This window comes from Paraburkholderia sp. IMGN_8 (genome assembly GCF_038050405.1).
Taxonomy (GTDB): domain Bacteria; phylum Pseudomonadota; class Gammaproteobacteria; order Burkholderiales; family Burkholderiaceae; genus Paraburkholderia.
The window spans coordinates 126773-151707 of sequence record NZ_CP150900.1 but is presented as its reverse complement, the minus strand read 5'-3'; the positions used below and the strand labels follow the sequence as shown (position 1 = coordinate 151707).

The following is a 24935-nucleotide window of genomic DNA, read 5'->3' as shown; positions in this document are numbered from 1 at the left end:
AAAGTAAGTGCCTGCCCCGCACAGGGGCGACGCTAATAAACCAATAAGAAATCAAGGAAAGGCCACCGCCGCAGGCACACAGACATAAGCGCCGCGAAGGCAAAAAAACCCAAAACCGGCCGGCAGGCGACCCAAAGCCTGAAAGGCAAAAACAAGAGATAGCCCGCATTAACCCTTCTTTTCGACCCATCGCGCCGCAGGCAAATCAACAACAATCACCATCACCAGCACTAAAGGCAAGCAAAGCAAACCTCATGGCATCCACGACTGCAAACCAGCAAGCCGCGCCCGCCGCCCCGGGCCCCTTGAAGCGCATTATCCTGATCGTCCTCATCGCGATCCTCGCCGCAGGCGCAGCCGGCGCGGGTGTGTGGTTCTTCATGTCCAAACGCGCCCCAGCAGCCCCCGCCTCAGCGGAAACCGCCAGCGCGCCTGCGCCATTGCCGGTACCGCTCTTCTTCCCGCTTGAATCGATGACGGTCAACCTCCAATCGGACGACGGTCAGCAACACTTCCTGCGTATCGGCCTCACGCTCAAACTGAGCGACCCGAAAACCCAGCAGGAACTCACCGACCATATGCCGGAAGTGCGCAGCCGCATTCTGCTCGCGCTGTCGAACAAACATCCTGAAGAACTCGCGCCGCTCGACGGCAAACGTGCGCTGGCCACCGAACTCCGTACCCTGATCGAGCAGCCGACCGATAAGGGCGCCGCGCCGATCCATGTCCTGGACGTGCTGTTCACCGAATTCGTCGTGCAGTGACGTCCGCAGTGACGTTATTTAGCGCTGCCATCATCAACCGCCACGGGACGCACGAGGAATAAGGAATGGGCCACGAAGAGTTCATGTCCCAGGAGGAGGTCGATGCCCTCCTCAAGGGCGTAACCGGCGAGTCCGACTCGGTCGCCGAGCAAACCGATCGCTCGGGCGTCCGCCCGTACAACATCGCGACGCAGGAACGCATCGTCCGCGGCCGGATGCCCGGCCTCGAAATCATCAACGACCGCTTCGCGCGTCTGTTGCGCGTCGGTATCTTCAACTTCATGCGGCGCTCGGCGGAAATCTCCGTCGGTCCGGTGAAAGTGCAGAAGTACAGCGAGTTCACCCGCAACCTGCCGATCCCGACCAACCTGAACCTGGTCCACGTGAAGCCGTTGCGCGGCACGTCGCTGTTCGTGTTCGACCCGAACCTGGTGTTCTTCGTGGTCGATAACCTGTTCGGCGGCGATGGGCGCTTCCACACCCGCGTCGAAGGCCGCGATTTCACGCAGACCGAACAGCGCATCATCATGAAGCTGCTCAATCTCACGTTCGAGCACTACACGGCGTCGTGGAAAAGCGTGCGCCCGCTGCAGTTCGAATTCGTGCGCTCGGAAATGCACACGCAGTTCGCCAACGTCGCGACGCCGAACGAAATCGTCATCGTCACGCAGTTCTCGATCGAGTTCGGCACCACGGGCGGCACGCTGCACATCTGCATGCCGTATTCGATGATCGAACCGATCCGCGACATCCTGTCGTCGCCGATCCAAGGCGAGGCGCTCGAAGTCGACCGCCGCTGGGTCCGCGTGCTGTCGCAGCAGGTGCAGGCCGCGGAAGTCGAACTGACCGCCGACCTCGCGCAGGTGCCGGTCACGTTCGAGCAGATCCTGAACATGCGCAAAGGCGATGTTCTGCCGATCAACATTCCCGAACGCATCACGGCGAAAGTCGACGGCGTGCCGGTGATGGAATGCGGCTACGGAATTTTCAATGGTCAGTATGCGTTGCGGGTCCAGAAGATGATCAGCGCAACCGACACGATGAAGGAAGGTGGATATGAGTGACCTGAAAGCAAAGCCCGAGGTGGAATTGCCGGAAGCCGAACAACTGGCTGCCGCGGCATCCGCCGAGGACGAAGCGGCGATGGCCGACTGGGCCAGCGCGCTTGCTGAGCAGAACGACAACACGGAAGTCAGCGCCACGACGGCCGGCGTGTTCCAGCCGTTGTCGAAGGTCGAGCCGGCCTCGACGCGCAACGACATCGACATGATCCTGGACATCCCCGTCCAGATGACCGTCGAACTCGGCCGCACCAAGATCGCGATCCGCAACCTGCTGCAACTCGCGCAAGGGTCGGTGGTCGAGCTCGACGGCCTGGCCGGCGAACCGATGGACGTGCTGGTCAACGGCTGTCTGATCGCACAGGGTGAAGTCGTGGTCGTCAACGACAAGTTCGGTATTCGTCTGACCGACATCATCACGCCGTCCGAACGCATCCGGAAACTGAATCGATGAAATGCGTTGCCGGTCGCGCCGTGCTGCATGCGTCGCGCAACGTTCTCCATCGCGCAGCGCTCACAGCGACGGTAGCGGCGGCAGCGGCCACTTCGGCGCCGATGTTCGCGCTGACGTTCGCACCGTCGGCCGCGCACGCCGCCGACATGAACGCGGTGAACAACGCCGCGAAAATCGCTTCGGGTGTCGGTGCAGGCACGGCCGTTCCGGCGCTCGGCGTCGGCGCGGTGTTGCAAACGATCGTCGGCCTGCTGGTGGTGATCGGTCTGGTATTCGCTTGTGCGTGGCTCGCGCGCCGCTTCGGCTTGCAGCCGGCGAAGCGCGGCGGTCTGGTGAAGACGATCGGCGGCGCCTCGCTCGGCGGCAAGGAACGGGTCTCGGTGGTCGAGATCGGCGATACCTGGCTGGTGCTCGGCACGGCGCCCGGCAATGTGCGCCTGCTGCATACGATGCCGGCCGGTTCGGCTGCGGTCGACGCGGTTGCAGGCATGGACACGCAACCCGCCGCCCCTGGCGCACGCGCGCCGTTGCCCGGCACGTTCGGCCAACGCTTTCGCGACGCCTTGAAAGGCGAAGTGGGCAAACGTTTCCACGGGCAAGGCGGCGGGGATCGGTAATGCAGTTCAGTCTTCAATCAGCGTATGACGCGCAATCCACTCGCATGTGTTCCGCCGCTTCGAAAGTTGTCCCCGTGCTGCGCCGTATCGCACTTATCGCACCCATCGCGCTGCCTGTGCTGATGCTCGCGCTGCCTGTGCTGATGCTCGCGCTGCCGACGCTGTCGTTCGCGCAAACCGCCGGCCTGCCGGCCTTCAACACGAGCCCCGGCCCGAACGGCGGCACCACGTACTCGCTGAGCGTGCAGACGATGCTGCTGCTCACGATGCTGTCGTTCCTGCCGGCAATGGTGTTGATGATGACGAGCTTCACGCGCATCATCATCGTGTTGTCGCTGCTGCGCCAGGCGCTCGGCACGACCACCACGCCACCTAACCAGGTGCTGGTCGGTCTGGCGCTGTTCCTCACGCTGTTCGTAATGTCACCGGTGCTCGACAAGGCCTATGCCGACGGCTACAAGCCGTTCTCCGAAGGCTCGATGCCGATGGAGCAGGCGGTCTCGCGCGGCCTCGCGCCGTTCAAGACCTTCATGCTGCGCCAGACCCGCGAAAGCGATCTCGCGCTGTTCGCCCGCGTTTCGCACGCCGCGCCGATGCAAGGTCCGGAAGACGTGCCGCTGTCGCTGCTGGTGCCGTCGTTCGTCACCAGCGAATTGAAAACCGGCTTCCAGATCGGCTTCACGATTTTCATCCCGTTCCTCATCATCGACATGGTGGTGGCGAGCGTGCTGATGTCGATGGGGATGATGATGGTGTCGCCCGCCACCATCTCGCTGCCGTTCAAGCTGATGCTGTTCGTGCTGGTCGACGGCTGGCAGTTGCTGCTCGGCTCGCTCGCCCAGAGCTTCGTATAACCGCCAGGCCGAGCCCGGCTTAACGCGTTCGTTCAACCCTTCACGCTTCCGGTCGAATCGCCATGAATCAAGAATCCGTCATGACGCTGGCGCACCAGGCCATGTATGTCGGCCTGCTGCTCGCCGCGCCGCTGCTGCTGGTCGCGCTGGTAGTCGGTCTGGTGGTGAGCCTTTTCCAGGCCGCCACGCAGATCAACGAAAGCACGCTCTCGTTCATTCCGAAGCTGCTCGCGATTGCCGTCACGATGGTGATCGCCGGCCCGTGGATGCTGACGACCATGCTCGACTATCTGCGCCAGACGCTCACCAACATTCCGACGCTCGTCAACTGAGCGCCGCCCCGGCCTCCCCTCACCGGTCCTCGCCGCGATGTTTTCCGTCACCTACGCGCAACTGAACGTCTGGCTCACCGCGTTCCTGTGGCCGTTCGTGCGGATTCTCGCGTTGGTCGCCACCGCGCCGCTGCTCGGCAACCGCTCGCTGCCGACACGCGTGAAAATCGGCCTCGCGGCCTTCATCACGATCATCGTCGCGCCGACGCTCGGCGCACTGCCTCAAGTCACGGTGTTTTCCGCCGAAGGCGTGTGGATCATCGTCAACCAGTTCCTGATCGGCGTCGCGCTCGGCGTGACGATGCAGATCGTGTTCCAGGCGATCAGCGCCGCCGGCGATTTCGTCGGTCTGGGCATGGGCCTCGGCTTCGCGACTTTCTTCGATGCTCAGGCAAGCAGCTCGAGCCAGGTGCTGTCGAGCTACATGAACACCATCGCGATGCTGGTGTTTCTGGTGATCGACGGGCATCTGCAGATGATCAGCGCGTTGCTGACGACGTTCCAGTCGGTGCCGGTGTCGGCGAACATACTGGGCGCACCCGGCTGGCGCACGCTGGCAGGCTTCGGCGGCACGATTTTTTCGGCCGGTTTGCTGCTGTCGCTGCCGGTGGTCGCAGCACTCCTGATCACCAACCTCGCGCTCGGCATTCTCAACCGCGCCGCGCCGCAAATCGGCGTGTTCCAGATCGGTTTTCCGCTCACGATGCTGATCGGCATGCTGCTGTTGCAGCTGATGATTCCGAACATGATTCCGTTCTTCACGCGCATGTTCGACATCGGCATCGATCAGATGGGGCGTGTCGCGGCGGGTTTGAAGTAGCGCATTCCTCCGCGCCGGCGATTGCTCACTCGAAACAAAGAAGGGTGGAACCGGCTTACACCGGTTCCGCCCTTCTTCATATCGCATCCAGCCCGCTTAGTTCAGGTACTGGAACAGCGACATGTTCTGCACCTTCGCAAACGCCTGTTGCGCCGCTTGCAGCGAGGCTTGCGTCATCGTGTACTTGCTGATCGTCTTGGTCAGGTCGGTCGAAGTCAGATTCGACAGGTTGCTTGCCGTCTGCAACGTGTTGGTCTGCGTGACCGTCTGCAACGCCTGCACTTCCTGCTCACGGCCGCCCACCGCGGCCTGGGCCGTCACGACGTTGTTCATCGTGTTTTCGAGCTGGGTCATGTTGGTGGTCAGCGCGCTCTGGAAACTGGCCGTCGCGGCCGCGCCCGCGACCGGCGATTGCAGCGTCGCAATCAACTGGCTCAGGTTCGCGAATACGTCCGTGCTGCCTTGCGTGGCCGGCGTCACGGTGAAACTGTCACCCGCGTTAGGCGCGCCGGTGATCGTCACCGACTGGCCGCCGAGCGTGATCGCCGAGCCCGACGTGAAAGTCTGCGGCGTACCCGTCGTGACCGCGCCGGTCGCCGGATTGGTCGCGCTCACCGTGTAGGTGCTTGTCGCGCCGGAGCCCGCAAAGGTGATCGTGTATTTGTCCGCATTGGTCGGATTGGTCGGGTTCGTGAGGCTGACGCCGCTGATCACGCCGGTGCCGCCGTTGCCCGTGGTCGCGGCTGGGACTGCGCTGGTGCCGATCGACGCCACGCTGCCGAAGATCGCGTTGCCGTTGTCGGCCGTCTGGATGGTGCGCGAATCGGTGATCTGCACGGCGCGCGTGCCGGTGTCGCCCGAATAGGTCACGACGCCGGCCGAATTGGTGGTGTACGGCTGCGCCGTGCTCTGATAGCCGGCGAACAGGTAATTGCCCTGCGGGTCGGTGGAATTGGCGAGCGTCATCAATTGGCTGCGCATGCTCTGCAGTTGCGTCGCGATCGAGCCGCGGTCGCCGTCGTTCAGCGAGGCGTCGCCCGCGCGCAGCACCAGCGTATGAATGTTTTGCAGCACGGTGTTGACGCTGCCGAGCGTGGAGTCTTCCTGTTGCAGCGAGGCGAGCGCGGTGCTCTGGTTGCTCGTGTACTGCGCGAGCGTCGTCGCCGTCGAGCTCAGTTGCACGGCCTGCGCCGCGCCGAGCGGATTGTCCGACGGCGTGGAAAGGCTCACGCCGCTCGAAATCTCCGCGTACAACTGCGACAACTGAGCTTGCTGATCGCTCATCGTCGCCACGTTCATGCTGAAGTACTGCGTGCTGGAGATGCGCATGTTCAACGCCTCACTGAATGATGCCGATCAACGTCTGGAACAGGGTCTGCGCGGTCTGGATGACCTTGCTGTTGGCCTGATAGAGCTGCTGATACTGAAGCAGGTTGGCTGCTTCCTCGTTGATGTTCACGCCCGAAACCGATTGCTGCGCGGTGGTGATCTGCGTCACCAGCGAGGCCTGGGCCGTGCTCGAAGTCTGAATCTGATTGGTCTGGTTGCCGATCTGGTTGACGTAGTTCGCATACGCGCCCGTCAGCGTGACCGTGCCGCCCGCCAGCGCCTTCGCGGTGGACAGGTTCGACAGGGCCAGCGCATTGCGGCCGTCGTTGGTCGCGCCGGTGTTCGGACCGATGGTGAACTTGTCGCCGGCGGCCGGCGCACCGCTGATCGTCACCGATACGTTGTTCATCTGGCCGGCGGTCGCGTTATTGATCGTCAGCGCCGCACCGGTGCTCGACGAATACGGCACCACGGTCGTCGCGCTGGCGATCGGGTAGGTGGTGGCGGGCGAGCCTGCCACCGTCACCGTCGAGCCCGCCGGGAAGCCCGACAGACCCGTGCCGTTGTACGTCAGCGTGGTGGTCGCGTTCGGCATCGTGTAGCCGGCCGTCACCGTGCCTTGCGTGATCGTGCCGGTGCCGGTGTTGGCCGACGCGGCCGCGCCCAGCACCGGTGCCGCGGCGGCGATCGCCGAAGCGTCCGTGGTCGCGGTGGCGAAGCTGTTCAGCGCGCCGCGGGTCGGTTCGACCGTGAACGAGTCGCCCGGGTTCATCGTGCCGGTGGTCGAGAACTGCAGGCCGTTGATCGGCGAGGCCAGGCTGGTGGCCGAGCCGACCACGCTGCCGGTCGAATTGTCGGTCAGCGTGTAGGTGGTGCCGTTATAGGCAAGCGTGTAGTCGCCGGTAGTCGGCTGTGCGGAATTCGCGAACGAGACGTTCAGCGACGCGTTGCCGGTGTTCTGCGTGTTCGCGTAGACCGTCGGGCCGCCCACCGAGAACAGCGCGCCGCCCTGGCCGCCGCTCAGCGTCACGCCGAGCGCGTTCTGCGCGTTCACTTGCGAGGCGAAGCTCACGGCAATCGCGCCGAGTTGCGCTTCACCCGGATCGAGCGTCTGGCTGCGGAACGCGACGAGGCCGCCGAGCGTGCCGCCTGTGATCTTGCTGTCGGGCAGGTTTTGCGGCGCTGCTGCCGGATTCGCACCCGCCTGGCCGAGGTACTGCACCGACAGTTCGCTGGTGTCGCCCGTCGAAGGCGCCGTGCCCAGGTTGTAGCTGTTGCCGCCCGAGACCAGCGGCTGGCCATTGCCCATGAACACGCCGTAGCTGCCGTTGCTGTTCACGACCTGCACGCCGACCAGTTGCGACAGATTCGACACGGCGAGATCGCGCTGATCCAGCAGCTGATTCGGCGGTTGCCCTTGCGTGCTGGCAGCGGCGATCTGCCCGTTCAACTGCGCGATCTGCTTCGTGTAGCTGTTGATTTGCGAGACGGTATTGGTGAGCTGCGTGTTGACGCTCTGACGCAGCGCGTCGTACTGCTGGCCCGCGGCGTTGATCTGATTCGCGAGCGTCTGCGCGCCGCTCATCGCGGTCTGGCGAGTGGCCAGACTGGAGGCGTTGTTCGAGACGTTCTGCAAGCCGGTGAAATAGCTGGTGATCGCGCTCGCAATGCCGGAGGTCGGGCTACCGATCAGATTGTTCAGCTGCGAAATCATCGTGTTGTAGGTCGACAGCGAACTGCCCGACGACTGCGCATTGTTCAACTCAGTGGTCAGGTACTGGCTGTACTGGCGCGTCACCGTCGTGGTCGAGACGCCCTGCGGCAGATAACCCGAGCCCGTGTACTGGCCGCCGGCTTCCGCGTAGACGGGCCGTTCGATCGTATAGCCCGCCGTCGACGCGTTGCTGATGTTCTGACCGGTCGTCGTGAGTCCCCACTGGGCTGCGTTCAGTCCACTGAGGCCGAGATTGATGAGGGAGCTGGACATGCGTCATCCTGAAGGGCGACATCGGACACCTGCCGCCGCGTTACTTGAACATCCTGTTTAACGGCCCGCGCGGGGAAAAATTGAGGGCCGTTTTCCTCAGCGCACCAGCGAGCGGCGCTTCATTTCGAGTTGCGTAATCAGCCGCTGCAGCGTGTTTTCGGCGCTGCCGGGCAGCGTCAGAAAACGGAAGCCGAGTTGATAGCGCTGCGTGCCGTTCGGCAATGCGGTCGAGCGGTGCGACACCAGTTGCAGATCGAGCGACAGGCGGCCGAGCGAGCCGAGCGACAGTTCGCAATCGTGCAGCTTGGTGCCCATCGGCAGTTCGGCCACGCGCTCATCCGCGGTGCGCATGCCGACGCCGCCGAGCGACAGGTCGTGCACTTCGAAGCGGAACGTGTCGCCTTCGGGCAAGCGGCCGCTGCACATATACGGATCGAGAATCGGCGCATCGACGCGGAAATATTCGCGGCGCTGCACGTAGAACAGCACTTCGGGGAAGTCCGCCTCGAATGCGGGCAGTCCTTCGTAACGGGTTTCGCGCGGCGTGCCGGTGGAAAACTCGACGCGCACGCCGTCCGGCGACGCATGGAACTGGCAACGCGGTGCCGCCAGCAAACTTTTGTTCTGCTCCGACAGCGCGCCCCAATCGAAAGTGAACGTGCGGCCGCGCACGTCGACGTCGAGCAGCCGCGTGACGAGCTGGCCGCTCGCATATTGCACGGTGAGGAAATCGCCGCGATTGACGAGATTGCGTAACTGAACGCCGATCTCCAGCGGATTGCGACGGCCGAAATCGTAAGCGCTTTCGCTTTCGTCTAGCGCGGCGTGCGACTGGCCGGGCGCTTCGATCTGTCCGTTCGACTGGTTAGTATCCATGGGCTTGCCGGTATGCTTGTTCTTGCGGGCGCGTGCCCAAGGCTCCTGCCGGGGCTTTCGCGCGGTCTTCATCGAGGCCGCGGCACGCGCATTCAACCGGACGTTACAACGTTTTCCGGTATCGGGTCTAACTCATTAGCGGCAGCGCCCGGCCAAAATTTAGGGGCCGGTAATGAAATATTTGCCGCAAACGTTAAAACGCCGATAGGCATCCAGTGAAAGCCGGGCGCATCAAATACGGGCAACGATCATTTAGACAACGAATAAACCGTGAATCTGCAGTGGAATAAGACACGAGATACTCAGTATTGCGGCTCGGCCAACCACCCGCGGGCGATCGGCCTGCTCCGTCTTATTATGCACTTGGCCCCGTCGCGTGCATGGGTTTTATTCGGAGAAAAATCAAACTGCATAAACCGGCGTTATCGAAACCGCGCGCATCTGCAGGCATCCGCATTAACAGCGGCTCAGGCCATTTTCTGCATGATGGACATCAGTTTTTTCGCGTAATGCGGATCGGTCGCGTAACCCGCGCGCTGCATACCGTTGGCAAAGCCGTTCACGTCATGCGAGGAATTGATGACCTGCGCATAACGCGGATTGCCCTTAAGCAGGCTCGCATAGTCGGTCATTGCTTCCTGGTACGAGTCGTATGCGCGGAATTTCTCGACAGTGCGCTGCGGCTTGCCGTTCACATATTCCGTCGTGACGGTCGAGACGGTCTTGCCGGTCCAGTCCTTCGACGCCTTGATGCCGAACACGTTGTAGCTGGTCGTCCCATCGGCCTTCCTGATCTCGCTCTTGCCCCAGCCCGATTCGAGCGCGGCCTGACCGATGATGAAGCGTGCCGGAATGCCGGTCGCCGCGCTGGCGGCCTGCGCGGGCGCGGCCAGCTTGTCGACGAAGGCGTCGACCTTCGGCGAGCTGCCGTCGCCGCGCAACGGCGGGGTCAGCGCGCTGTTGGCCGAGTAGCCCTTGCCCATCGCCAGCTGGCCGTTGGCCTGCGCATTGCCGTAAGCCTTGGCGAGCGCGTTCAGCGCGGCGGTCTGGCCTTCATCGCCGCCGCCGCCGGCCAGGCCGCTCATGCCGCCCGCGCCGCCGCTCACCTGCATGCCCTGATTGCGCATCATCTGCTTGAGCATCGCATCGGCCACGCCGATGCCCTTCTGCGACATCTGCTGCGACAACTGCTGATCCATCATCGACGTGAAGGTGGCGCTGTCGTGCGAATCGAACGGACCGTCGTGCGGCGTCGCATCGCGCATGCTCTTGAGCATCATCTGGGTGAACACCGCGTCGAACTGCTGCGCGGCCATCTTCATGCCGGCTTGCGGCGAAGCCTTGGCCTGCGCGCTCAGCTTGGCGAAACCCTGCACGTCGAGTGCAAAGCGCTGAGTCAGGTCGTTCGCGGCGTTCGCGGAATTGGTCGTATCCGAATTCATCTTGTGTCTTCCTTAGATGATTTCCAGGTCGGCGCGCAGAGAGCCCGCCGCTTTCATGGCCTGCAGGATCGACATCAGATCCGCGGGCGTCGCACCCAGTGCGTTGAGCGCCTTCACCACATCGGCGAGGTTGGCGCCGGCGGTCACCATCTTCAGTGCGCCGTTGTCCTGCTTCAATTGAATCTGCGACTGCTTGGCCACCACCGTCTGACCGTTCGAGAATGCGCCCGGCTGGCTCACCACCGGCTGCGTATTGATCACCACCGACAGATTGCCGTGCGCCACCGCGCAGGTTTGCAGCGTGACCATCTGGTTCATCACGATCGAGCCGGTGCGTGCGTTCAGGACCACCTTCGCGGCGGCTTGCGCCGGCTTCACGTCGAGGTTCTGCAATTGCGCCATGAAGGCGACCTGCTGCTCCGGATCGGCCGGCGCGCGCAGTTGAATCGTGCGGCCGTCGAGCGCCATGGCGGTGCCGCCGCCGAACGCGTTGTTGACCGCCGCCACCACCCGTTGCGTGGTGTCGTAATCCATTTCATTCAGTTCGAGCTGCATGGTGCCCGCTTGCGACACCGAGGTCGGCACCGCGCGTTCGACGATCGCGCCGCCGGCAATGCGGCCCGCGGCCAGCGTGTTCACCTGCACCTTGCTGCCGTTCGCGCTCGCGCCGGCGCCGCCGACCGCGAGGTTGCCCTGGCCGAGCGCGTACACCTGGCCGTCGGCGCCCTTGAGCGGCGTGAGCAGCAGCGTGCCGCCACGCAGGCTCTTGGCGTTACCGAGCGACGACACGGTGACGTCGATCGCTTCGCCGGGACGCGCGAACGGCGGCAGCACCGCCGTCACCATCACCGCGGCGACGTTCTTCAACTGGATGTTCGACAGCGACGACTGCGAATTGCTCGAACCGGCAGCCTGGTTGTTGATCGAGATGCCGAGGTTCGCCAGCATGTTGGCGAGCGTCTGCGTGGTGAACGGCGTTTGCGTGGTCTGGTCGCCCGTGCCGTCGAGGCCGACCACGAGGCCGTAGCCGATCAGCGGGTTGTCGCGGACCCCCTGGATCTGCACAAGGTCCTTCAGACGTTCGGCATGCGCGGGCGTCGCCGCCGGCAGCGCCGCGCAGGCGAGTGCGACGAAGGCGAGCGCACGGCCGACATGAACGAGTCGCGCGAAACGGCCGGTGCGGGAGAAGACGGTACGCATGATCACCACGGCGACACGTTGAGGAAGAAGCGCTGCAGCCAGCCCATGTTCTCCGCTTCGTTGAGGTAGCCCTTCGCGGAGTATTCGATTTTCGCGTCGGCCACCTGGGTCGAGTACACCGCGTTCAGGCTGGAAATCGTGTTCGGATTCACGACGCCGGAGAAGCGCACGAATTCGTTGCCCTGATTGATCAGCATCTGCTTTTCGCCGCTCACCATCAGATTGCCGTTCGGCAGCACGCCGGTCACCGTCACGGTGATCGTGCCGTTGAACGTGTTCGACGCGTTTGCGCCACCGGTTCCGTTGAACACGTTAGAACCGTTGGCACTCAGGTTAGCCTTGCCGAATATCCCGCCGAGAAAGCCCGCAGTCGGCACTGAGAAGGCGGTGGTGCCCGACCGGTTGGCGTTGGCGCCGGAGGACTTCGTCGCGTTGACGTTTTCCTGAATCACGATCGTCAGGATGTCGCCGACATTACGCGGCCGCTGGTCTTCGAACAACGGCCGGCCTGCATAACCCGGGTTGTAGATCGAGCCCGGCGATTGCGCTTGCGGCGGAACCGGCGGCATGGCGGTCATCGGCTGTTGGGTGATCGGCTCCCTTGGCACGAGGCCGCAACCGCCGAGCGCCGCGAGCAGCGTGAGCTGCGCTAGCGCTACAGCAGTGCGCGAATGAACCGGATTACGAGTGAAGTGCGACATCTTGATTACCGCCTGTTAATTCCCAGTCCTTCAAACCTGCATCTGGCTGAGGGTCTGCAGCATCTGGTCGGAGGTCGTCACGGCCTTGCTGTTGATTTCGTACGCGCGCTGCGTCTGGATCATGTTCACCAGTTCCTGCACCACGTTCACGTTCGATGCTTCCACGTAGCCCTGATTCAGCGTGCCGGCGCCGTTCAGGCCCGGTTGCGCGATGTTCGGCGCGCCCGACGAAGCGGTTTCGGAGAACAGGTTTTCGCCCTTCGCATCCAGACCGGCCGGGTTGATGAAGGTGGCGAGCTGCATCGAGCCGAGCTGCTGGCTGTTGGTCGAACCGGCCACGGTGATCGACACCACGCCGTCGCTGCCGATCGTCATCGAGGTCGCGTTGGTCGGGATCGTGATCGCCGGGATCACCTGGTAGCCGCTCGACGTGACGAGCTGGCCCTGCGCGTTGGTCTGGAACGAACCGTCGCGGGTGTAAGCGGTCGTGCCGTCAGGCATCTGCACCTGAAAAAAGCCCTGGCCGTTGATGGCGACGTCTTTCGAGTTGCCGGTTTGCTGCAGGTTGCCCTGCGTGTACAGCCGCTCGGTGGCGACCTGCTGCACGCCGGTGCCGAGCTGGATGCCGGACGGCAGTTCGGTTTGCTGCGTCGAGTTCGCGCCGGGCTGGCGGATGGTCTGGTACAGCAGATCCTCGAATACCGCGCGCGAGCCCTTGAAGCCGTTGGTGCTGACGTTCGCGAGGTTGTTCGAGATCACGTCCATCTGCGCCTGTTGCGCATTCATGCCGGTAGCGGCGATATAGAGCGAGCGATTCATAATTCTTCTCCTATGTCGATGGGAGTTGGCGTGTCGACCAGAGTTGGCGCTTTAGCGCTTACTCTGGTCCCATAGCGCTTACTCCCATCCCATGCAAGATGGTTGCTATGCCGGGGCAACCCCGGGGCAACCCGTTAGCTAAAGCTGAGCAGCTGGTTGGCGGTCTGATCGTTCTTGTCGGCGCTTTCCAGCAGCTTGGTTTGCATCTGGAACTGGCGCGCGTTGGTGATCATCGAGACCATGGCGCTGACCGGATTCACGTTGCTGCCTTCAAGCGATGCCGGCGCCAGCGTGACGGCCGGATCGGCGTCGGCAGGATTGCCGTCGGCGGTGCGAAAGAGACCGTCGTCGCCGCGCGTCAGGGTTTGCGGATCCGGATTCACCAGCTTCAGCTGATCGACGGTCACCACCGCGGTGGGCGGATCGCCCGGCGTCAACGCCGACACCGTGCCGTCCTTGCCGATGGTGATTTGCGCACCCGGCGGCACCGACACCGGGCCGCCGTTGCCGAGCACCGTCTGGTTCATGGCGTTCACCAACTGGCCGTTCTCGTCGATGTGCAGATTGCCGGCGCGCGTGTAAGCCTCGTTGCCGTCGGCGGTTTGCACCGCCAGCCAGCCCGGTCCCTGAACGGCGACGTCGAGCGGGTTGCCGGTCTGCTGGATCGGCCCCGGTGTGTAGTCGGCGCCCGGCGTCGACGACAACACGAAGGTGCGCGTGGTGTTGTCGTTGATCGAACTGCCGTCGCCGAACGCCATCGGCACGGCGCGGAAAGTCGCAAGCTGCGCGCGAAAGCCGGTGGTCGACGCATTCGCCAGGTTGTTCGCAACGATAGCCTGCTGTTCGAGCGCTTGTGTGCTGCCCGACATCGCGGTGTAGATCAGCCGATCCATGATGGGTCAGTCCCGGTCGCTTACAGGTTGATCAGGGTTTGGTCGACGGCCTGCTGGGTCTTGATCGTCTGCGCGTTCGCCTGATAGTTGCGTTGCGCGGTGATCAGATTCACCAGTTGGCTCGTCAGATCGACGTTCGAGTTTTCCACCGCGCCGCCTTGCAGCGTGCCGTGGTTGGTCGCGCCCGGCGCCGAAATCTGCGCGACACCCGATTGGGAGGTCTGCTGATACTCGTTGTTACCGAGGTTCACGAGACCGTTCTGGTTCGAGAAGTTCGCGAGTGCGATCTGGCCGAGCGCGGCGGTTTGCTGGTTCGAATAGTTGCCGGTCAGCGTGCCGTCCGCACTGATCGTGAAGCTCGTCAGCGTGCCGGCCGCGAAGCCGTCGGGCTGCAGCGAGTTCACGCCGTCCTTGCCGCCGTACTGCGTCGTGCCGCCGATGTTCAGCGTCAGGTTCTGCGGCGTCGACGAACCGTCGGTGTTCGGCACCGAGAAGTTGAAGACGAACGGCGTGGCGGTCGCGACGCCGGCCGCGTCGGTCGTGCCGAGCAGCGTGCCCGACGAATTGAAGTTCGCGTGGCCGATCAGCGATGCCGTGCCGGTCGAGGAGCCCGCGTACACGTTCCACGTGCCGGCCGAGGTCTTGGCGAAATACATGTTGACCTGCTGCGAGCCGCCGAGCGAGTCGTAGACCGTCGTGCTGGTCGAGTAGTTATACGTCGTCGAGCTGTTCTGGTTGAACGCCACCGCGGTCGGCGCGATCGTGTAGCTGTCGTTGATGGCCGGCACGCCGTTGAACGTGATGGTCTGGCCGTTGCCGAGCTGGATCGCGGTGCCGGCCGTGTACGCGGCGGCGGCGGTCGTCGTGCCGAGGGTGTTGTCGGTGACCGTGTAGGTCGTCGGGGTCGGGAACTTGACGGTGTAGTTGTCGTTGTTCGTGCCCGAAGCGGTGTTCGTGATGGTCGCGCCGGTCGTCGTGAGCGTGCCGGTGTTGGTGGCGCCTGCCGTCACGGTCGGCGTGCCGAGCATCAGCGGATCCTGTGCGTTCAGGTTCAGGCCGGCAGCGATCTTGGTGGTCGCTTGCGGCGCGATGTTCGCGGTCGGCACGGAGAGCGGCACGGTTTGCGCGGTGTTGATGACGCCCGCGCTATTCGCTGCGTAGCCCATCAGTTGCAGGCCTTGCGCGTTGGTGATGAAACCGTTCTTGTCGAGCTGGAACACGCCGTTGCGCGAGTAGACCAGCGAGCCGTTGTTCGACAGCTGGAAGAAGCCATTGCCGTTAATCGCGACGTCGAGTGCCTGATTGGTGCTGGTGATCGTGCCTTGCGCGAACTGCTGCTGCACTTCGGCGAGCTTCGTGCCGATGCCGACCTGGTTGTTCACCGCGGTCGCCACCGAGTTGGCGTACATGTCAGCGAATTGCGCTGCGCCGCTCTTGAAGCCAATCGTATTCGCGTTGGCAATGTTGTTGCCGATCACATCGAGATCGCTCGACGACGCCGACAAACCACTCAAACCTGTTTGGTAACCCATGACGGTCTCCGTATCTGGAAGGTCGTAACTGACTGAATCTGAATCAGAGGATGGCGGCGACGCTGGTCAGCCCCACGGTCGTGCCGTTCGACAGCACGAGGCCCGGCGTGCCGCTGCTCTGCATGACGACGCTTTGCACCGTCGCGCCCGCGAGCGTTGTAGCCGTGGCCTGCTGGCCGTTGATCGTGCCGACCGCGCTGATCGTGTAGTTGCCGTCGGGCAGCGTGTTGCCGGCCGAGTCGGTCGGCGTCCAGCTCACCGGAACCGTGCCGGCCGACTTCTTGCCGAGGTCGATCGTGTTGACGATCGTGCCCGCCGAGTTCTTCACGACCACCTGCAGATCGCCCACCGAATTGGCGAGCTGCACGCCGAACGAGCTGGCCTTGCCGCTCGCGACCGTCACCGAATTGCCCGGCGCGAGCACCGTCGAGCCGATCAGCAGCGCGGCTTGCGACTGTTGGCCGGCCGACAACTGCGTCGACAACGAGGTGAGCGTCGTATTCAGCTGGCTGATGCCCGACACCGTGTTGATCTGCGCCAGCTGCGAGGTCATCTGCGAGCTGTCCATCGGATTGGTCGGGTCCTGGTTCTTCATCTGCGCGACAAGCAACTGCAGAAAGGTATTCTGCAGATCGGTCGCCGACGTGCCGCTCGTCGAACTGGTGGAGCTGGTCGAGCTCGAGGCACTCTTCGTGCCGTTCATCGTATCGAGCAGCGTCTGCGACACGGTCGTGCCGCTGCCGCCGATGGTGGTATTGGTGGTCAAGGAGCTCTCCTCAGGTTCCGATCGTGAGCGTTTTCAGCATCAGCGTCTTGGCGGTGTTCAGGGTCTCGACGTTGGCCTGGTATGAGCGCGAGGCCGAAATCATGTTGACCATTTCCTGCACCGGGTCGACGTTGGGCATCGTGACATAGCCATCCGCGTTGGCCGCCGGATTGCCGGGGTCGTAGGCCGTCTTCATCGGCGTCGGGTCGTCGACCACGCCGGTGACCTGCACGCCGCCGATCTGCTGGCCGGAGCCCGAACGCGCGCCGCCGATCGGGTTCACCGCGAACACGACCTGCTTGGCTTTGTACGGCTGGCCGTCCGGGCCGGTCGTACTGTCCGCGTTGGCGAGATTGGACGCCGTCACGTTGAGCCGTTGCGACTGCGCCGACATCGCGGAGCCCGCAACACCAAAAATGTTCATCAGGGATGGCATGGTTTCCCGACCTCTCCTGCCGGTTCGACCCGGCTTACGTTAATCCCGTAGCGATTGTTCCTGCGTCACTGCCTTGGCTGCCTTAGCTATCCCGCAGCCGCCTTGCAGCTGAATTACGAACCCGAGGTAATCGCCGCCAGCATCGTTTTGATCTGGCCCGACAGCACCGTCATGCCCGATTCGAAATGCAGCGTGTTGTCGGCGAACTGCACCCGCTCGGTATCGATATCGACCGTGTTGCCGTCGAGCGCGGGTTGCGTCGGAATGCGGTATTGCAGATTGCTGTAGTCGTCAGGCGAGCCGCCGGTCGGCGTGAGCGTCGTCTTGCCGGTCATATGGCCCGGTGCGGTCGAGACCATCGACATGCCGCTCGTCACGCCCGCCGGCTGCGTCATGGCCAGCGTCGAACCGTTCGACGCGCCCTGGCCGGCTGCGCCGCCGCTCTTTTTCAGCGCGCCAGCCAGCGACGAAGCGAAATCGACATCGCGCGCCTTGTACCCTGGGGTATCGGCGTTGGCGATATTCGAAGACAACAGCTCCTGGCGGTAAGCGCGTACATCGAGCGCCTGGCGGCCAAAGGCGAATTCGGCATCGAGTTTGTCCAGCATGGAAATCTCCGGAGAACGGTCCCGAGGCTTCCCGCTTGTGCCTGGTTGTGCCTCGCGCGAGGACCACATCGGCCGGGAAGACCTTTTTGCATGAGGTGCATCTTATGGGCCGACGGCAAGTGGCAATCGGACGAATAACCGGGAAAGGGGGCTTCTATTCAACGTTTGCACAATGGGGACGCTCACTAGAATGCAAAGCGTACTGATGCATTCGATGGAGAAACGCGATGGACCAGCCCACTTCCGATCTGACGCACCGCGCAAGCCGCGCGGCGGCAGCGCATCGCGTGGGCGCGGGTGCGGTACGGCTCGCTTCGCGCCTGGTAGCACGGCTGGTGGTGAGTTCGACGTTATGCGTGACGGCCGGCGCTTTGCTGCTGTCGAACGCCGCACAGGCTGAGGACGCCGGTGGCCCGATCGTGATTCCTGGGCCGGGTGAGAAGAATCCCGCTGCGCTCGCCGATCTGGCCGAACATATGCAAGCCGCGGCGCCCGCGAAGCGCGCAGGCTCCGCCGCGACCTTGGCCGCCGCCACCGCGCAGTCGATGACGCCCGGCCCGATCGCACGCGACACCGATCCATTCACGCGCGCGGCCAATGCGAGCGGCTCGATTGTGATTCCGGGCGCGGGTGAACCGCCTGCCGCGCCGGCGATGATCCGGACCAGCTTCAAGCCCGACGCGAACGGCGTCGTGACGATTCCCGCGCCGGTGAACGCGAATCCGCCCGCAGCGACCGGGTTTGCAAGCATCAACGTCGTGCCGGGCGCACGTCAGGCGGTGCCGGTCGTCGTCGCGTCGGCGCCGTCGTCGAACGCGGGACGGCAGGCCGCAGCGGTGCAGCCGGTGGTCGCCAACGCCCCCGAGGTCAGTGGTTTCGACAGTCTTGCGTCACGCGGCGAGCCGCCGCAGTTGGGCGCGAACGGCAAACCGGTCGTGACGACGACGGTCGCAGCGGCGGCGCCCATGCCGGCTCGTCCGGCCATCGCTCGTACGCCTTCAGTGCGGCAGGTCGCGCCGGCCGTCGCGCAACGGAATCTCCAGGCCGCAGCGGTGGCACAAGCCGTAGCGCAACCTGTGACGTCGCCAGGTCAGCAAGACTCCGAAGCGATCCGCAGCGCGGCCCTCGCCTTCCTGCAACAGCAATCCGCGGGCTTGCCCGGCAAGGTCGAAATCACCGTCGCGCAGGCATTTCCGCGCGGCCTCGCGGCTTGCACGATGCTCGAACCCTTCATGCCAAGCGGCGCGCGCCTCTGGGGCCGCATGACGGTCGGCGTGCGCTGCGCCGGCGAGCGGCCGTGGACCATCTATCTGCAAGCGCGCATCTCGCTGCGCGCCACCTACTATCTGGCCGCCCGTGCGATGGCACCGGGCGAAGTGCTCACCGCCGCCGACCTCGTCGCACGCGATGGCGACCTGACCGGCTTGCCGCAGGCGATCGTCACGGACCCGTCGCAGGCGGTCGGTTCGGTGTCGCTCACGCGCATCGCGGGCGGCATGCCGCTGCGCCGCGATATGCTGAAAAGCGCGTCGGCGGTGTCGATCGGACAGACGGTGCGGGTCGTCGCAGCCGGCGAAGGCTTCGCGATTTCAGCCGAAGGCAGCGCGATGAACAACGCGTCGCCGGGCCAACAGGTGCGGGTGAAGACGGCCAACGGCCAGATCATCTCCGGCATCGTCAAGGATGGGTCGACGGTGGAGATTCAGCTATGAACCGGCTCGGCGGGACGTGCGCCGCGCCGGACTCAGGAGCGCCGGCAGCTTTCACGGGTGGGACGCCCGTGGGGCCGGATCAGTCCGAGAGGCAGGGCAACACGTCGAGCGATTGCGCTAAAGTTTTGATCACTGGTTGCCGTTATCAGGATCAAATCGTTCAGGAAGCCAATCGTGAAAGTCGATTCCACAACCAATTCGAATCTGCCGACGTTGAAAGACGCTCTGTCCCGCTCGCAGAACAGCGACGCGACGGCCGCGACCAGCAACGCGCAGAGTGCGGGCACGGCCTCGCAGAGCACTACCAGCAGCGGTTCGGGCGACGCCAGCGTCAGCCTGTCGGGTCTGTCGCAGCATCTGCGCAGTCTCGCGGCGTCCGGCTCGGCCGATATCGACACGGCGCACGTCGAGTCGATCAAGCAGGCCATCAAGGATGGTTCGCTGAAAATCGATTCGGGCAAGATCGCCGACGGCGTGCTGGAAACGGCGCGCGGCCTGTTGCAAAGCAAAACCTCGTCGACCGGCAACTGATCGACACATCGAAGTACGGTGAATTGCCGGGCGGCATTCGACAAACTCGGCTCGTGAATCACGCGCGAGCCGTTGTGTTTAGCGAGTTGTTGAGATGAAAGACGCCCTGCTTGCCACTCTCATCGAGGAATATTCGGCCGTCGAGGCCTTCGCCTCGATTCTGGTGCTCGAGACTCGTGCACTGACCGCCTTGTCGCCGCTGGAACAGCTGCCGCCGATCATCGAGAAGAAAACCGAACTGATCGGCTTGCTTGCCAAACTCGAAAGCGCGCGCGACGCGCAGTTGGCCGAACTGGGCTTTCCGGCCGGCTGGCCCGGCATGGAGCTCGCGGCAAGCACCGACGCGCGGCTCGCGGCGCAATGGTCGCTGCTGCAAAATGCGGCCGATCGTGCACGGCGCTCCAATACGAGTAACGGTGAACTCATCCGCGTGCGGATGGACTACAACCAGCGTGCGCTGACGGCGTTGCAAGTGGTCGTGCCGCAGAAGGCCGGCTTCTATGGACCGGATGGACGGATTCCGGCGCGTAGCGCGGCATAACGATTTTCCTGGCGCCGGCGCGTTTCAGGCGCCGATCCGGTTGAGTAGATTGCGTTGAACGAAGGGCTCGTCTTTGACGAGCCCTTTTTGTTTTTCCGACGCCCGCACAAGGCCGTTCACGACCCCCATCCAATGTACGTTGGCCATCCGGCCAGGTAGCGCGAATTTGTCCGCCGCGTTGAAATCACCGGTTCCCCCCACTGAGGTTCTTCGCCGCTCCGTGCAGCTTCTGCGCTGCGTCGGTCGAGCAAGCGGCGAGGCGTTACCCACTAGCGAGGTTGTGTAATCGTGTGTATAGTTCAAGGAGTGCAATATGAACAGTGCCGAGGTCGTCAAACTGATTCAGGCGGATGGCTGGCGGCTGATCCGGATATCGGGCAGCCATCATCATTTCCGGCACGCGGTAAAAGCCGGTCTCGTGATCATCCCGCATCCAAAAAGGATCTTCCGCCCGGCACACTGAACAGCATTCTGAAACAGGCAGGCCTGAAATGAAGAACTTGATTTTCCCGATCGCGATCGAGCCAGGTGACGAGCACCATGCGTTCGGCGTGGTGGTTCCCGACATTCCGGGTTGTCATGCCGCGGGCGATACGCTGGAGGAGGCTTACGCGAACGCGAAAGAAGCGATCGAGGCGCATCTCGATACGCTGCTCGACGAAGGTATGCCGATCCCGGAACGGCTGACGCTCGAAGCGCATCGGCGTAATCCGGACTATGCAGGCTTTACGTGGGGTTTCGTGACAACCCGGAATATCCCGGCGTTGAAGAAAGCGGTGCGCATCAATATCTCGCTGCCCGAGGCGCTGGTCCACGACATCGACGCTTACGCGCAGGCACGCGGCATGTCGCGTTCGGCGTTTCTCGCGCTGGCCGCGGAGCATGAGATGGCGGATGCGTGAGAAGGCGTGCGCTGGTGCGCCGCCGGTCAAACACCAACCCTTCTGAGCTCAAGTCGCCTCGGCGTTCGCCCAGGCCATCTCCCGCAGTCGCGTGCGCAAGCGTGCCACCGCCTGGCTGTGCAACTGGCACACCCGCGATTCGCTGACTTCCATCACCGCGCCGATTTCGCGCAGGTTCATGCCGCGCTCGTAGTACAGCGACATCAGCAGCTTCTCGCGCTCCGGCAGACGGTCGATCGCCTCCACCAGCGCCGAGCGCAAACTGTCGTCGAGCAGCGCCGACAGCGGGTCCGAATGATCGACGCAGTAGCGGTCGAGAAACGGCTCGTCGTCCGCGGAACGGTCGAAGTCTTCGTAATAGATCAGTTGGCTGCCATGCAGATCCTGGAGCATCGACTGATACTCATCGAGCGGCATTTTCAAATGCTCGGCGATCTCGGTCTCGCTCGCCGAACGGCCCAGGTTCTGTTCGACCTTGTGCACCGCCGTTTCGACCTCGCGCGAGGTACGCCGCAAGCTGCGCGGCAGCCAGTCGTTGCTGCGCAACTCGTCGAGCATCGCGCCGCGAATCCGCTGGCTGGCGTAAGTCTCGAACTGCGCGCCCTGGTCCTCCTTGTAGCGGCCCGCGGCGTCCAGCAGTCCGATCATGCCGGCCTGGATCAGATCGTCCAGATCGACGCTCGCCGGCATCTTGGCGACGAGCTGCAAGCCGAGGCGGCGCACCAGCGGTGCGTACTTCGTCAGAACTTCGGCTTGGGAAATCTTTCCCTGAGCGTTATACATCGTGCTCCCCCTTGTCCTTGTGCCGCCTCTCAGGCGTGCTGCGCAGAAGGTTGGTCGGCGTGTTGCGCCGCCGTAACCGTCGCTGGCGCCATCCACGGCGTTTGCGACGACATCGCTGGCCGCATCGGCCAGTACTGCAATTCGGCGGCAAGATGCCGGAAGTCGCGCGCCGCCGGTGTCGACGGAAATGCATCGACGACACAGCGCGACAACTCCAGGGCTCGCGCCATCCGCACATCGGCGGCAATGCAACCGGCGTCTTCCAGCGCCACCGTCAGGTAGCGCCCGGCCACGCCGGCCAGGTTTGCAAAAGCGATATGCGCGTCGTCCACGCTCTGCACGTGGTTCACCAGCACGCGAAACTGCGCGGTGGCGTGCGCGTAGTGCAGACGCTTCATGCATGCGTACGCGTCGGTGATCGCCTGCGCGGCCACGCGCGTGACGATCATCAGGTCGTGCGCCTGAGTCGCGAGCGGTGACAGGTGGCCTTGCTCGTCGAGTTGCGCGTCGATCAGCACGATATCCGCGGAACCGTGCAGCACCGGGCCTAACTGCGCGGCCGTGTGGCCTTCGCGGTTGTTGCGCGAGGCGGCCAGCACCGAAAACCCGAGTGCGTGCCGTGCGGTGGCGTCGTCGAGCGTCATCTCGCCGCGTATCACGGCCTCAAAATTGCCCGCGCCGCACACGCCGCCGAGCATCGCGCTCACCGACTTGTCGCCGAGACATTCGTCGATCACCAGCACGTCCTTGCCCTGCTGCGCGAGCGCCGCGGCGAGATTCACCACTGTCGTCGTAGAGCCGACGCCGGCCGATCCGCCCGTCACCGCAATCACGCGTGAGCCGCTTCTCGCCAACAAGCGCCGCAGTCCTTCGGCCTGATCCGAGATGAATTTATCCAAAGCGGACCTCGTGCAGTTCGGCCGTCGACCGCGCGGACAGCGCGGACAGCAACGCCGGAATATCGTCGTCGTGCGGCACGAATGGGGAGTTGTCGCGCGGAATGCAGAACGCGCTCTTGATCAGGAATTTCTTCGTCGCGACGTACAGGTTTTCCGGCACCTTCTGACCGGTCGAGACGTAGTGCACCGGCAGCTTGTAGCGGATCACCGTGTCGAGTACGCCGCCCAGATTGGTGGCTTCGTCGAGCTTGGTCAGGATGCAGCCGGCGAGCGGCTGCTGATCCGGCGCGCGTTGATACGCCTGCACGACTTCATTGAGGGTGTCGCCGTGACTCGTCGCGTTCAGCAACAGGAGACGCTGCACCGGCTGACCGGCGCGGCACAGCATCGCAATCTGTTCGGACACGAGGCGGTCGCGCTGGCTCATGCCGATCGTGTCGATCAGCACGATGTGCTTGTTGCGCAGTTCGGAGAGCGCGAGTTGCAGATCGGCGCCGTCTTTCACCGCGTGAACCGACACGCCGAGAATCTTGCCGAAGATGCGCAGTTGTTCATGGCCGCCGATCCGGTAGCTGTCGGTGGTGAGCAGCGCGACCTTGCTGGCGCCGAAGCGCATCACGCAGCGTGCCGCGAGCTTGGCGGTGGTCGTCGTCTTGCCGACGCCCGTCGGGCCCATCAGCGCGAACACGCCGCCGCGCTCCATCAGCGCGTCTTCGTCTTCCATCACCGGCAGGTTCGATTCGAGCACCGAGCGGATCCACGCCATGCCGCCGTCCATGTCTTCGACGTTTTCCGGCAGGTTGTCGACCATCATCTGCACGAGTTGCGCGGAAAAACCGGCGGCGAACAGATGCTTGGTGAGCGCGGCGCGCGCCGGGCTGCGGCGCTGGCGCTCGCCCCACAACAGACCGGCGAAGTGTTCTTCCATCATTCCGCGCATCGACGCGAGTTCGTTCATCACGGTTTCGTTGACGACCTGCTCCATGCGCGCCTTGATCGCTTCGGCGACCGAGGCGGGGGTGCGGGCGTCGTCGCCGCTGGGCAGCGACGGCGCGATCTTCTGCGCGGCGCGGCGCGCGGCAACTTGCGCGGCTTCGCGGGCCCATTCGGGCGTATCGGCGACTTGCGCGGCGGCCGCCTGCGCCGCGGTCTTGCCTGGCTCGACTGCGGCGCCGAGGCCCTTGGCCATCGCGGCGGCAGGCGTCATCGCCGCGGGCCGCGCGCTGTAGGCGCCTTGCTGTTGCTGCTCGGCGGCGATGCGGCGGGCGTGGTCGATCAGCCAGGGGTTCGATTCGGCCATCGTGCGCGGCGCTTCAACATCAGCTGCCGGTGCGGCGGGCGTGGCCGGCACGCCGGCGGCTTTGAGCAGATCGGTGCGGATGTCTTCGGTAAGACGCGTCGCCGCGGCGCGAGCGCTGGGTTGGTCGATGGCGATCGGTTGTGACGGCGCGGATGCGGAAGGCATGGCCGGCGTCTTCGACGGGGCATTGGCGGCGCCCGGCAGCGAGGCTTTCGGCACAGCAGCGGGTTTCGATGCGGCAACCGGCGCATCGCTTGCGGCCATGGTCTCAGCGCCGGCTTCCGGGCTTGCGCCGAACACCGACGAGAACACATCGGGCATGCCGCTCGCATACGGGTTCGCCTGCATCGTCGTGGCGCGCGGTGCGGCAAGCGAAGGCATTCCAGTCGCTGCATTCGTCGGCATGGCCTGCGGTGCGCTTGCGCCGGCGCGAGCCTTCGGCGTGATGGCCGCGAGATCGCTGTCGGCCAGCGCGACGATCTCGACGCTGCCGTCGTCCATCGTGCGATTGGACAACACAACCGCATCCGGGCCCAGGGCTTCGCGCACGAGACGCAGAGCGTCACGACTGGTAGCACCGACAAATTTACGAATGTTCAAGCTGGACCCCCGATGAGGTAAACGGACTAACGGACCGGCAACATACCGCTTCCCATTGAGATCAATTATTGCGAAAGCCGTCGAGTGACGATCGATGGATAAAGACGGGTAAAAGTGGGCAATTCGGGCGATGGAAATGCGGCGTAAGCCGCACGGACGCCGGTTTTAAACGGGCT

26 protein-coding genes and 1 pseudogene are annotated in these 24935 nt (G+C 64.0%); 12 read left to right on the top strand and 15 right to left on the bottom strand.

Going from position 1 to position 24935, the window contains the following annotated elements; all coding sequences use genetic code 11:
• The first annotated feature begins 254 nt into the window (after positions 1-254).
• The 7 genes from fliL to fliR all read left to right on the top strand — a co-directional run bounded on the left by fliL (position 255) and on the right by fliR (position 4902).
• Positions 255-764 carry a flagellar basal body-associated protein FliL gene (gene fliL / locus WN982_RS00710; RefSeq protein WP_341313960.1) on the top strand — a complete coding sequence of 170 codons (510 nt, stop codon included), beginning with the start codon at positions 255-257 and terminating at the stop codon, positions 762-764.
• Between the two features lie 65 nt (positions 765-829).
• Entirely contained in the window at positions 830-1828 is a 999-nt protein-coding gene (gene fliM / locus WN982_RS00705) for a flagellar motor switch protein FliM (protein ID WP_341313959.1), read from the top strand.
• A complete protein-coding gene (gene fliN, locus WN982_RS00700; RefSeq protein ID WP_341313958.1) occupies positions 1821-2279 on the top strand; it encodes a flagellar motor switch protein FliN in 459 nt (152 codons plus the stop codon). Before fliM ends, fliN begins: the two co-directional genes overlap by 8 nt.
• A complete protein-coding gene (gene fliO / locus WN982_RS00695) occupies positions 2276-2896 on the top strand; it encodes a flagellar biosynthetic protein FliO (protein WP_341313957.1) in 621 nt (206 codons plus the stop codon). Before fliN ends, fliO begins: the two co-directional genes overlap by 4 nt.
• Positions 2896-3750, top strand: coding sequence for a flagellar type III secretion system pore protein FliP (gene fliP, locus WN982_RS00690; protein WP_341313956.1), 855 nt, complete (start codon positions 2896-2898; stop codon positions 3748-3750). Before fliO ends, fliP begins: the two co-directional genes overlap by 1 nt.
• 62 nt (positions 3751-3812) lie before the next feature.
• A complete protein-coding gene (fliQ, locus tag WN982_RS00685) occupies positions 3813-4082 on the top strand; it encodes a flagellar biosynthesis protein FliQ (RefSeq protein ID WP_011490196.1) in 270 nt (89 codons plus the stop codon).
• Positions 4083-4119: 37 nt separating this feature from the next.
• A complete protein-coding gene (fliR, locus tag WN982_RS00680; protein WP_341313955.1) occupies positions 4120-4902 on the top strand; it encodes a flagellar biosynthetic protein FliR in 783 nt (260 codons plus the stop codon).
• Between the two features lie 96 nt (positions 4903-4998).
• Here the strand turns inward: fliR and flgL are convergent, their stop codons facing one another.
• From flgL to flgB, 12 genes are all read right to left on the bottom strand, one after another.
• Positions 4999-6231 (bottom strand): flagellar hook-associated protein FlgL, encoded by a 1233-nt coding sequence (gene flgL, locus WN982_RS00675; protein ID WP_341313954.1) that lies wholly within the window; start codon positions 6229-6231, stop codon positions 4999-5001.
• Between the two features lie 10 nt (positions 6232-6241).
• The gene (gene flgK / locus WN982_RS00670; protein WP_341313953.1) at positions 6242-8218 is read right to left on the bottom strand and encodes a flagellar hook-associated protein FlgK; all 1977 of its coding nucleotides are present in this window, start codon (positions 8216-8218) and stop codon (positions 6242-6244) included.
• Between the two features lie 96 nt (positions 8219-8314).
• Entirely contained in the window at positions 8315-9094 is a 780-nt protein-coding gene (locus WN982_RS00665) for a flagellar regulator YcgR PilZN domain-containing protein (RefSeq protein WP_341313952.1), read from the bottom strand.
• A 467-nt stretch (positions 9095-9561) separates the two neighbouring features.
• The gene (gene flgJ / locus WN982_RS00660; RefSeq protein ID WP_341313951.1) at positions 9562-10536 is read right to left on the bottom strand and encodes a flagellar assembly peptidoglycan hydrolase FlgJ; all 975 of its coding nucleotides are present in this window, start codon (positions 10534-10536) and stop codon (positions 9562-9564) included.
• A gap of 12 nt (positions 10537-10548) precedes the next feature.
• Entirely contained in the window at positions 10549-11736 is a 1188-nt protein-coding gene (locus WN982_RS00655; protein ID WP_341313950.1) for a flagellar basal body P-ring protein FlgI, read from the bottom strand.
• A gap of 2 nt (positions 11737-11738) precedes the next feature.
• Positions 11739-12437 (bottom strand): flagellar basal body L-ring protein FlgH, encoded by a 699-nt coding sequence (gene flgH, locus WN982_RS00650; protein WP_341313949.1) that lies wholly within the window; start codon positions 12435-12437, stop codon positions 11739-11741.
• A 30-nt stretch (positions 12438-12467) separates the two neighbouring features.
• Positions 12468-13256 carry a flagellar basal-body rod protein FlgG gene (flgG, locus tag WN982_RS00645; RefSeq protein WP_341313948.1) on the bottom strand — a complete coding sequence of 263 codons (789 nt, stop codon included), beginning with the start codon at positions 13254-13256 and terminating at the stop codon, positions 12468-12470.
• Positions 13257-13390: 134 nt separating this feature from the next.
• Positions 13391-14149 carry a flagellar basal-body rod protein FlgF gene (gene flgF, locus WN982_RS00640; protein WP_341313947.1) on the bottom strand — a complete coding sequence of 253 codons (759 nt, stop codon included), beginning with the start codon at positions 14147-14149 and terminating at the stop codon, positions 13391-13393.
• Positions 14150-14169: 20 nt separating this feature from the next.
• A complete protein-coding gene (locus WN982_RS00635) occupies positions 14170-15681 on the bottom strand; it encodes a flagellar hook protein FlgE (RefSeq protein ID WP_341313946.1) in 1512 nt (503 codons plus the stop codon).
• 43 nt (positions 15682-15724) lie between these two features.
• Entirely contained in the window at positions 15725-16447 is a 723-nt protein-coding gene (locus tag WN982_RS00630) for a flagellar hook assembly protein FlgD (RefSeq protein WP_341313945.1), read from the bottom strand.
• Positions 16448-16457: 10 nt separating this feature from the next.
• Positions 16458-16883, bottom strand: coding sequence for a flagellar basal body rod protein FlgC (gene flgC / locus WN982_RS00625; RefSeq protein WP_341313944.1), 426 nt, complete (start codon positions 16881-16883; stop codon positions 16458-16460).
• Between the two features lie 113 nt (positions 16884-16996).
• Positions 16997-17491: a flagellar basal body rod protein FlgB gene (gene flgB / locus WN982_RS00620; RefSeq protein ID WP_341313943.1), complete on the bottom strand. Its 495-nt coding sequence runs from the start codon at positions 17489-17491 to the stop codon at positions 16997-16999.
• A 227-nt stretch (positions 17492-17718) separates the two neighbouring features.
• On the opposite strand from flgB, the gene flgA reads away from it, so the two are divergent.
• The 5 genes and pseudogenes from flgA to WN982_RS00595 all read left to right on the top strand — a co-directional run bounded on the left by flgA (position 17719) and on the right by WN982_RS00595 (position 21177).
• Complete coding sequence (flgA, locus tag WN982_RS00615; RefSeq protein WP_341313942.1) at positions 17719-19203, top strand: flagellar basal body P-ring formation chaperone FlgA; 1485 nt, start codon at positions 17719-17721, stop codon at positions 19201-19203.
• Positions 19204-19377: 174 nt separating this feature from the next.
• Positions 19378-19734, top strand: a complete 357-nt coding sequence (flgM, locus tag WN982_RS00610) for a flagellar biosynthesis anti-sigma factor FlgM (protein ID WP_341313941.1) — start codon at positions 19378-19380, stop codon at positions 19732-19734.
• 94 nt (positions 19735-19828) lie between these two features.
• A complete protein-coding gene (locus WN982_RS00605) occupies positions 19829-20275 on the top strand; it encodes a flagellar protein FlgN (RefSeq protein WP_341313940.1) in 447 nt (148 codons plus the stop codon).
• A 313-nt stretch (positions 20276-20588) separates the two neighbouring features.
• Positions 20589-20770, top strand: a pseudogene (locus WN982_RS00600) (type II toxin-antitoxin system HicA family toxin).
• Positions 20767-21177 (top strand): type II toxin-antitoxin system HicB family antitoxin, encoded by a 411-nt coding sequence (locus WN982_RS00595; RefSeq protein ID WP_341313939.1) that lies wholly within the window; start codon positions 20767-20769, stop codon positions 21175-21177. Before WN982_RS00600 ends, WN982_RS00595 begins: the two are co-directional and overlap by 4 nt.
• Before the next feature lie 48 nt (positions 21178-21225).
• On the opposite strand, the gene WN982_RS00590 is transcribed toward WN982_RS00595, so the two are convergent.
• The 3 genes from WN982_RS00590 to flhF are packed head-to-tail and all read right to left on the bottom strand — an operon-like array spanning position 21226 to position 24759.
• Positions 21226-21960, bottom strand: a complete 735-nt coding sequence (locus WN982_RS00590) for an RNA polymerase sigma factor FliA (RefSeq protein WP_341313938.1) — start codon at positions 21958-21960, stop codon at positions 21226-21228.
• 29 nt (positions 21961-21989) lie between these two features.
• Positions 21990-22859 carry an AAA family ATPase gene (locus WN982_RS00585; protein WP_341313937.1) on the bottom strand — a complete coding sequence of 290 codons (870 nt, stop codon included), beginning with the start codon at positions 22857-22859 and terminating at the stop codon, positions 21990-21992.
• On the bottom strand, positions 22852-24759 hold the full coding sequence (flhF, locus tag WN982_RS00580; RefSeq protein ID WP_341313936.1) for a flagellar biosynthesis protein FlhF: 1908 nt from the start codon (positions 24757-24759) through the stop codon (positions 22852-22854). Before flhF ends, WN982_RS00585 begins: the two co-directional genes overlap by 8 nt.
• Positions 24760-24935 lie beyond the last annotated feature (176 nt).

Bases quoted from the DNA above. Each gene is read 5' to 3' on its own strand.
- WN982_RS00590 (WP_341313938.1), bottom strand. From the start codon at position 21,960: ATGTATAACGCTCAGGGAAAGATTTCCCAAGCCGAAGTTCTGACGAAG.
- WN982_RS00595 (WP_341313939.1), top strand. From the start codon at position 20,767: ATGAAGAACTTGATTTTCCCGATCGCGATCGAGCCAGGTGACGAGCAC.
- flgL (WP_341313954.1), bottom strand. From the start codon at position 6,231: ATGCGCATCTCCAGCACGCAGTACTTCAGCATGAACGTGGCGACGATG.
- flgK (WP_341313953.1), bottom strand. From the start codon at position 8,218: ATGTCCAGCTCCCTCATCAATCTCGGCCTCAGTGGACTGAACGCAGCC.
- fliP (WP_341313956.1), top strand. From the start codon at position 2,896: ATGCAGTTCAGTCTTCAATCAGCGTATGACGCGCAATCCACTCGCATG.
- WN982_RS00665 (WP_341313952.1), bottom strand. From the start codon at position 9,094: ATGGATACTAACCAGTCGAACGGACAGATCGAAGCGCCCGGCCAGTCG.
- fliO (WP_341313957.1), top strand. From the start codon at position 2,276: ATGAAATGCGTTGCCGGTCGCGCCGTGCTGCATGCGTCGCGCAACGTT.
- fliN (WP_341313958.1), top strand. From the start codon at position 1,821: ATGAGTGACCTGAAAGCAAAGCCCGAGGTGGAATTGCCGGAAGCCGAA.
- flgF (WP_341313947.1), bottom strand. From the start codon at position 14,149: ATGGATCGGCTGATCTACACCGCGATGTCGGGCAGCACACAAGCGCTC.
- flgH (WP_341313949.1), bottom strand. From the start codon at position 12,437: ATGTCGCACTTCACTCGTAATCCGGTTCATTCGCGCACTGCTGTAGCG.
- flgJ (WP_341313951.1), bottom strand. From the start codon at position 10,536: ATGAATTCGGATACGACCAATTCCGCGAACGCCGCGAACGACCTGACT.
- fliL (WP_341313960.1), top strand. From the start codon at position 255: ATGGCATCCACGACTGCAAACCAGCAAGCCGCGCCCGCCGCCCCGGGC.
- WN982_RS00655 (WP_341313950.1), bottom strand. From the start codon at position 11,736: ATGCGTACCGTCTTCTCCCGCACCGGCCGTTTCGCGCGACTCGTTCAT.
- fliR (WP_341313955.1), top strand. From the start codon at position 4,120: ATGTTTTCCGTCACCTACGCGCAACTGAACGTCTGGCTCACCGCGTTC.
- flgC (WP_341313944.1), bottom strand. From the start codon at position 16,883: ATGCCATCCCTGATGAACATTTTTGGTGTTGCGGGCTCCGCGATGTCG.
- flgG (WP_341313948.1), bottom strand. From the start codon at position 13,256: ATGAATCGCTCGCTCTATATCGCCGCTACCGGCATGAATGCGCAACAG.
- fliM (WP_341313959.1), top strand. From the start codon at position 830: ATGGGCCACGAAGAGTTCATGTCCCAGGAGGAGGTCGATGCCCTCCTC.
- fliQ (WP_011490196.1), top strand. From the start codon at position 3,813: ATGAATCAAGAATCCGTCATGACGCTGGCGCACCAGGCCATGTATGTC.
- WN982_RS00605 (WP_341313940.1), top strand. From the start codon at position 19,829: ATGAAAGACGCCCTGCTTGCCACTCTCATCGAGGAATATTCGGCCGTC.
- flgA (WP_341313942.1), top strand. From the start codon at position 17,719: ATGGACCAGCCCACTTCCGATCTGACGCACCGCGCAAGCCGCGCGGCG.
- flgB (WP_341313943.1), bottom strand. From the start codon at position 17,491: ATGCTGGACAAACTCGATGCCGAATTCGCCTTTGGCCGCCAGGCGCTC.
- WN982_RS00635 (WP_341313946.1), bottom strand. From the start codon at position 15,681: ATGGGTTACCAAACAGGTTTGAGTGGTTTGTCGGCGTCGTCGAGCGAT.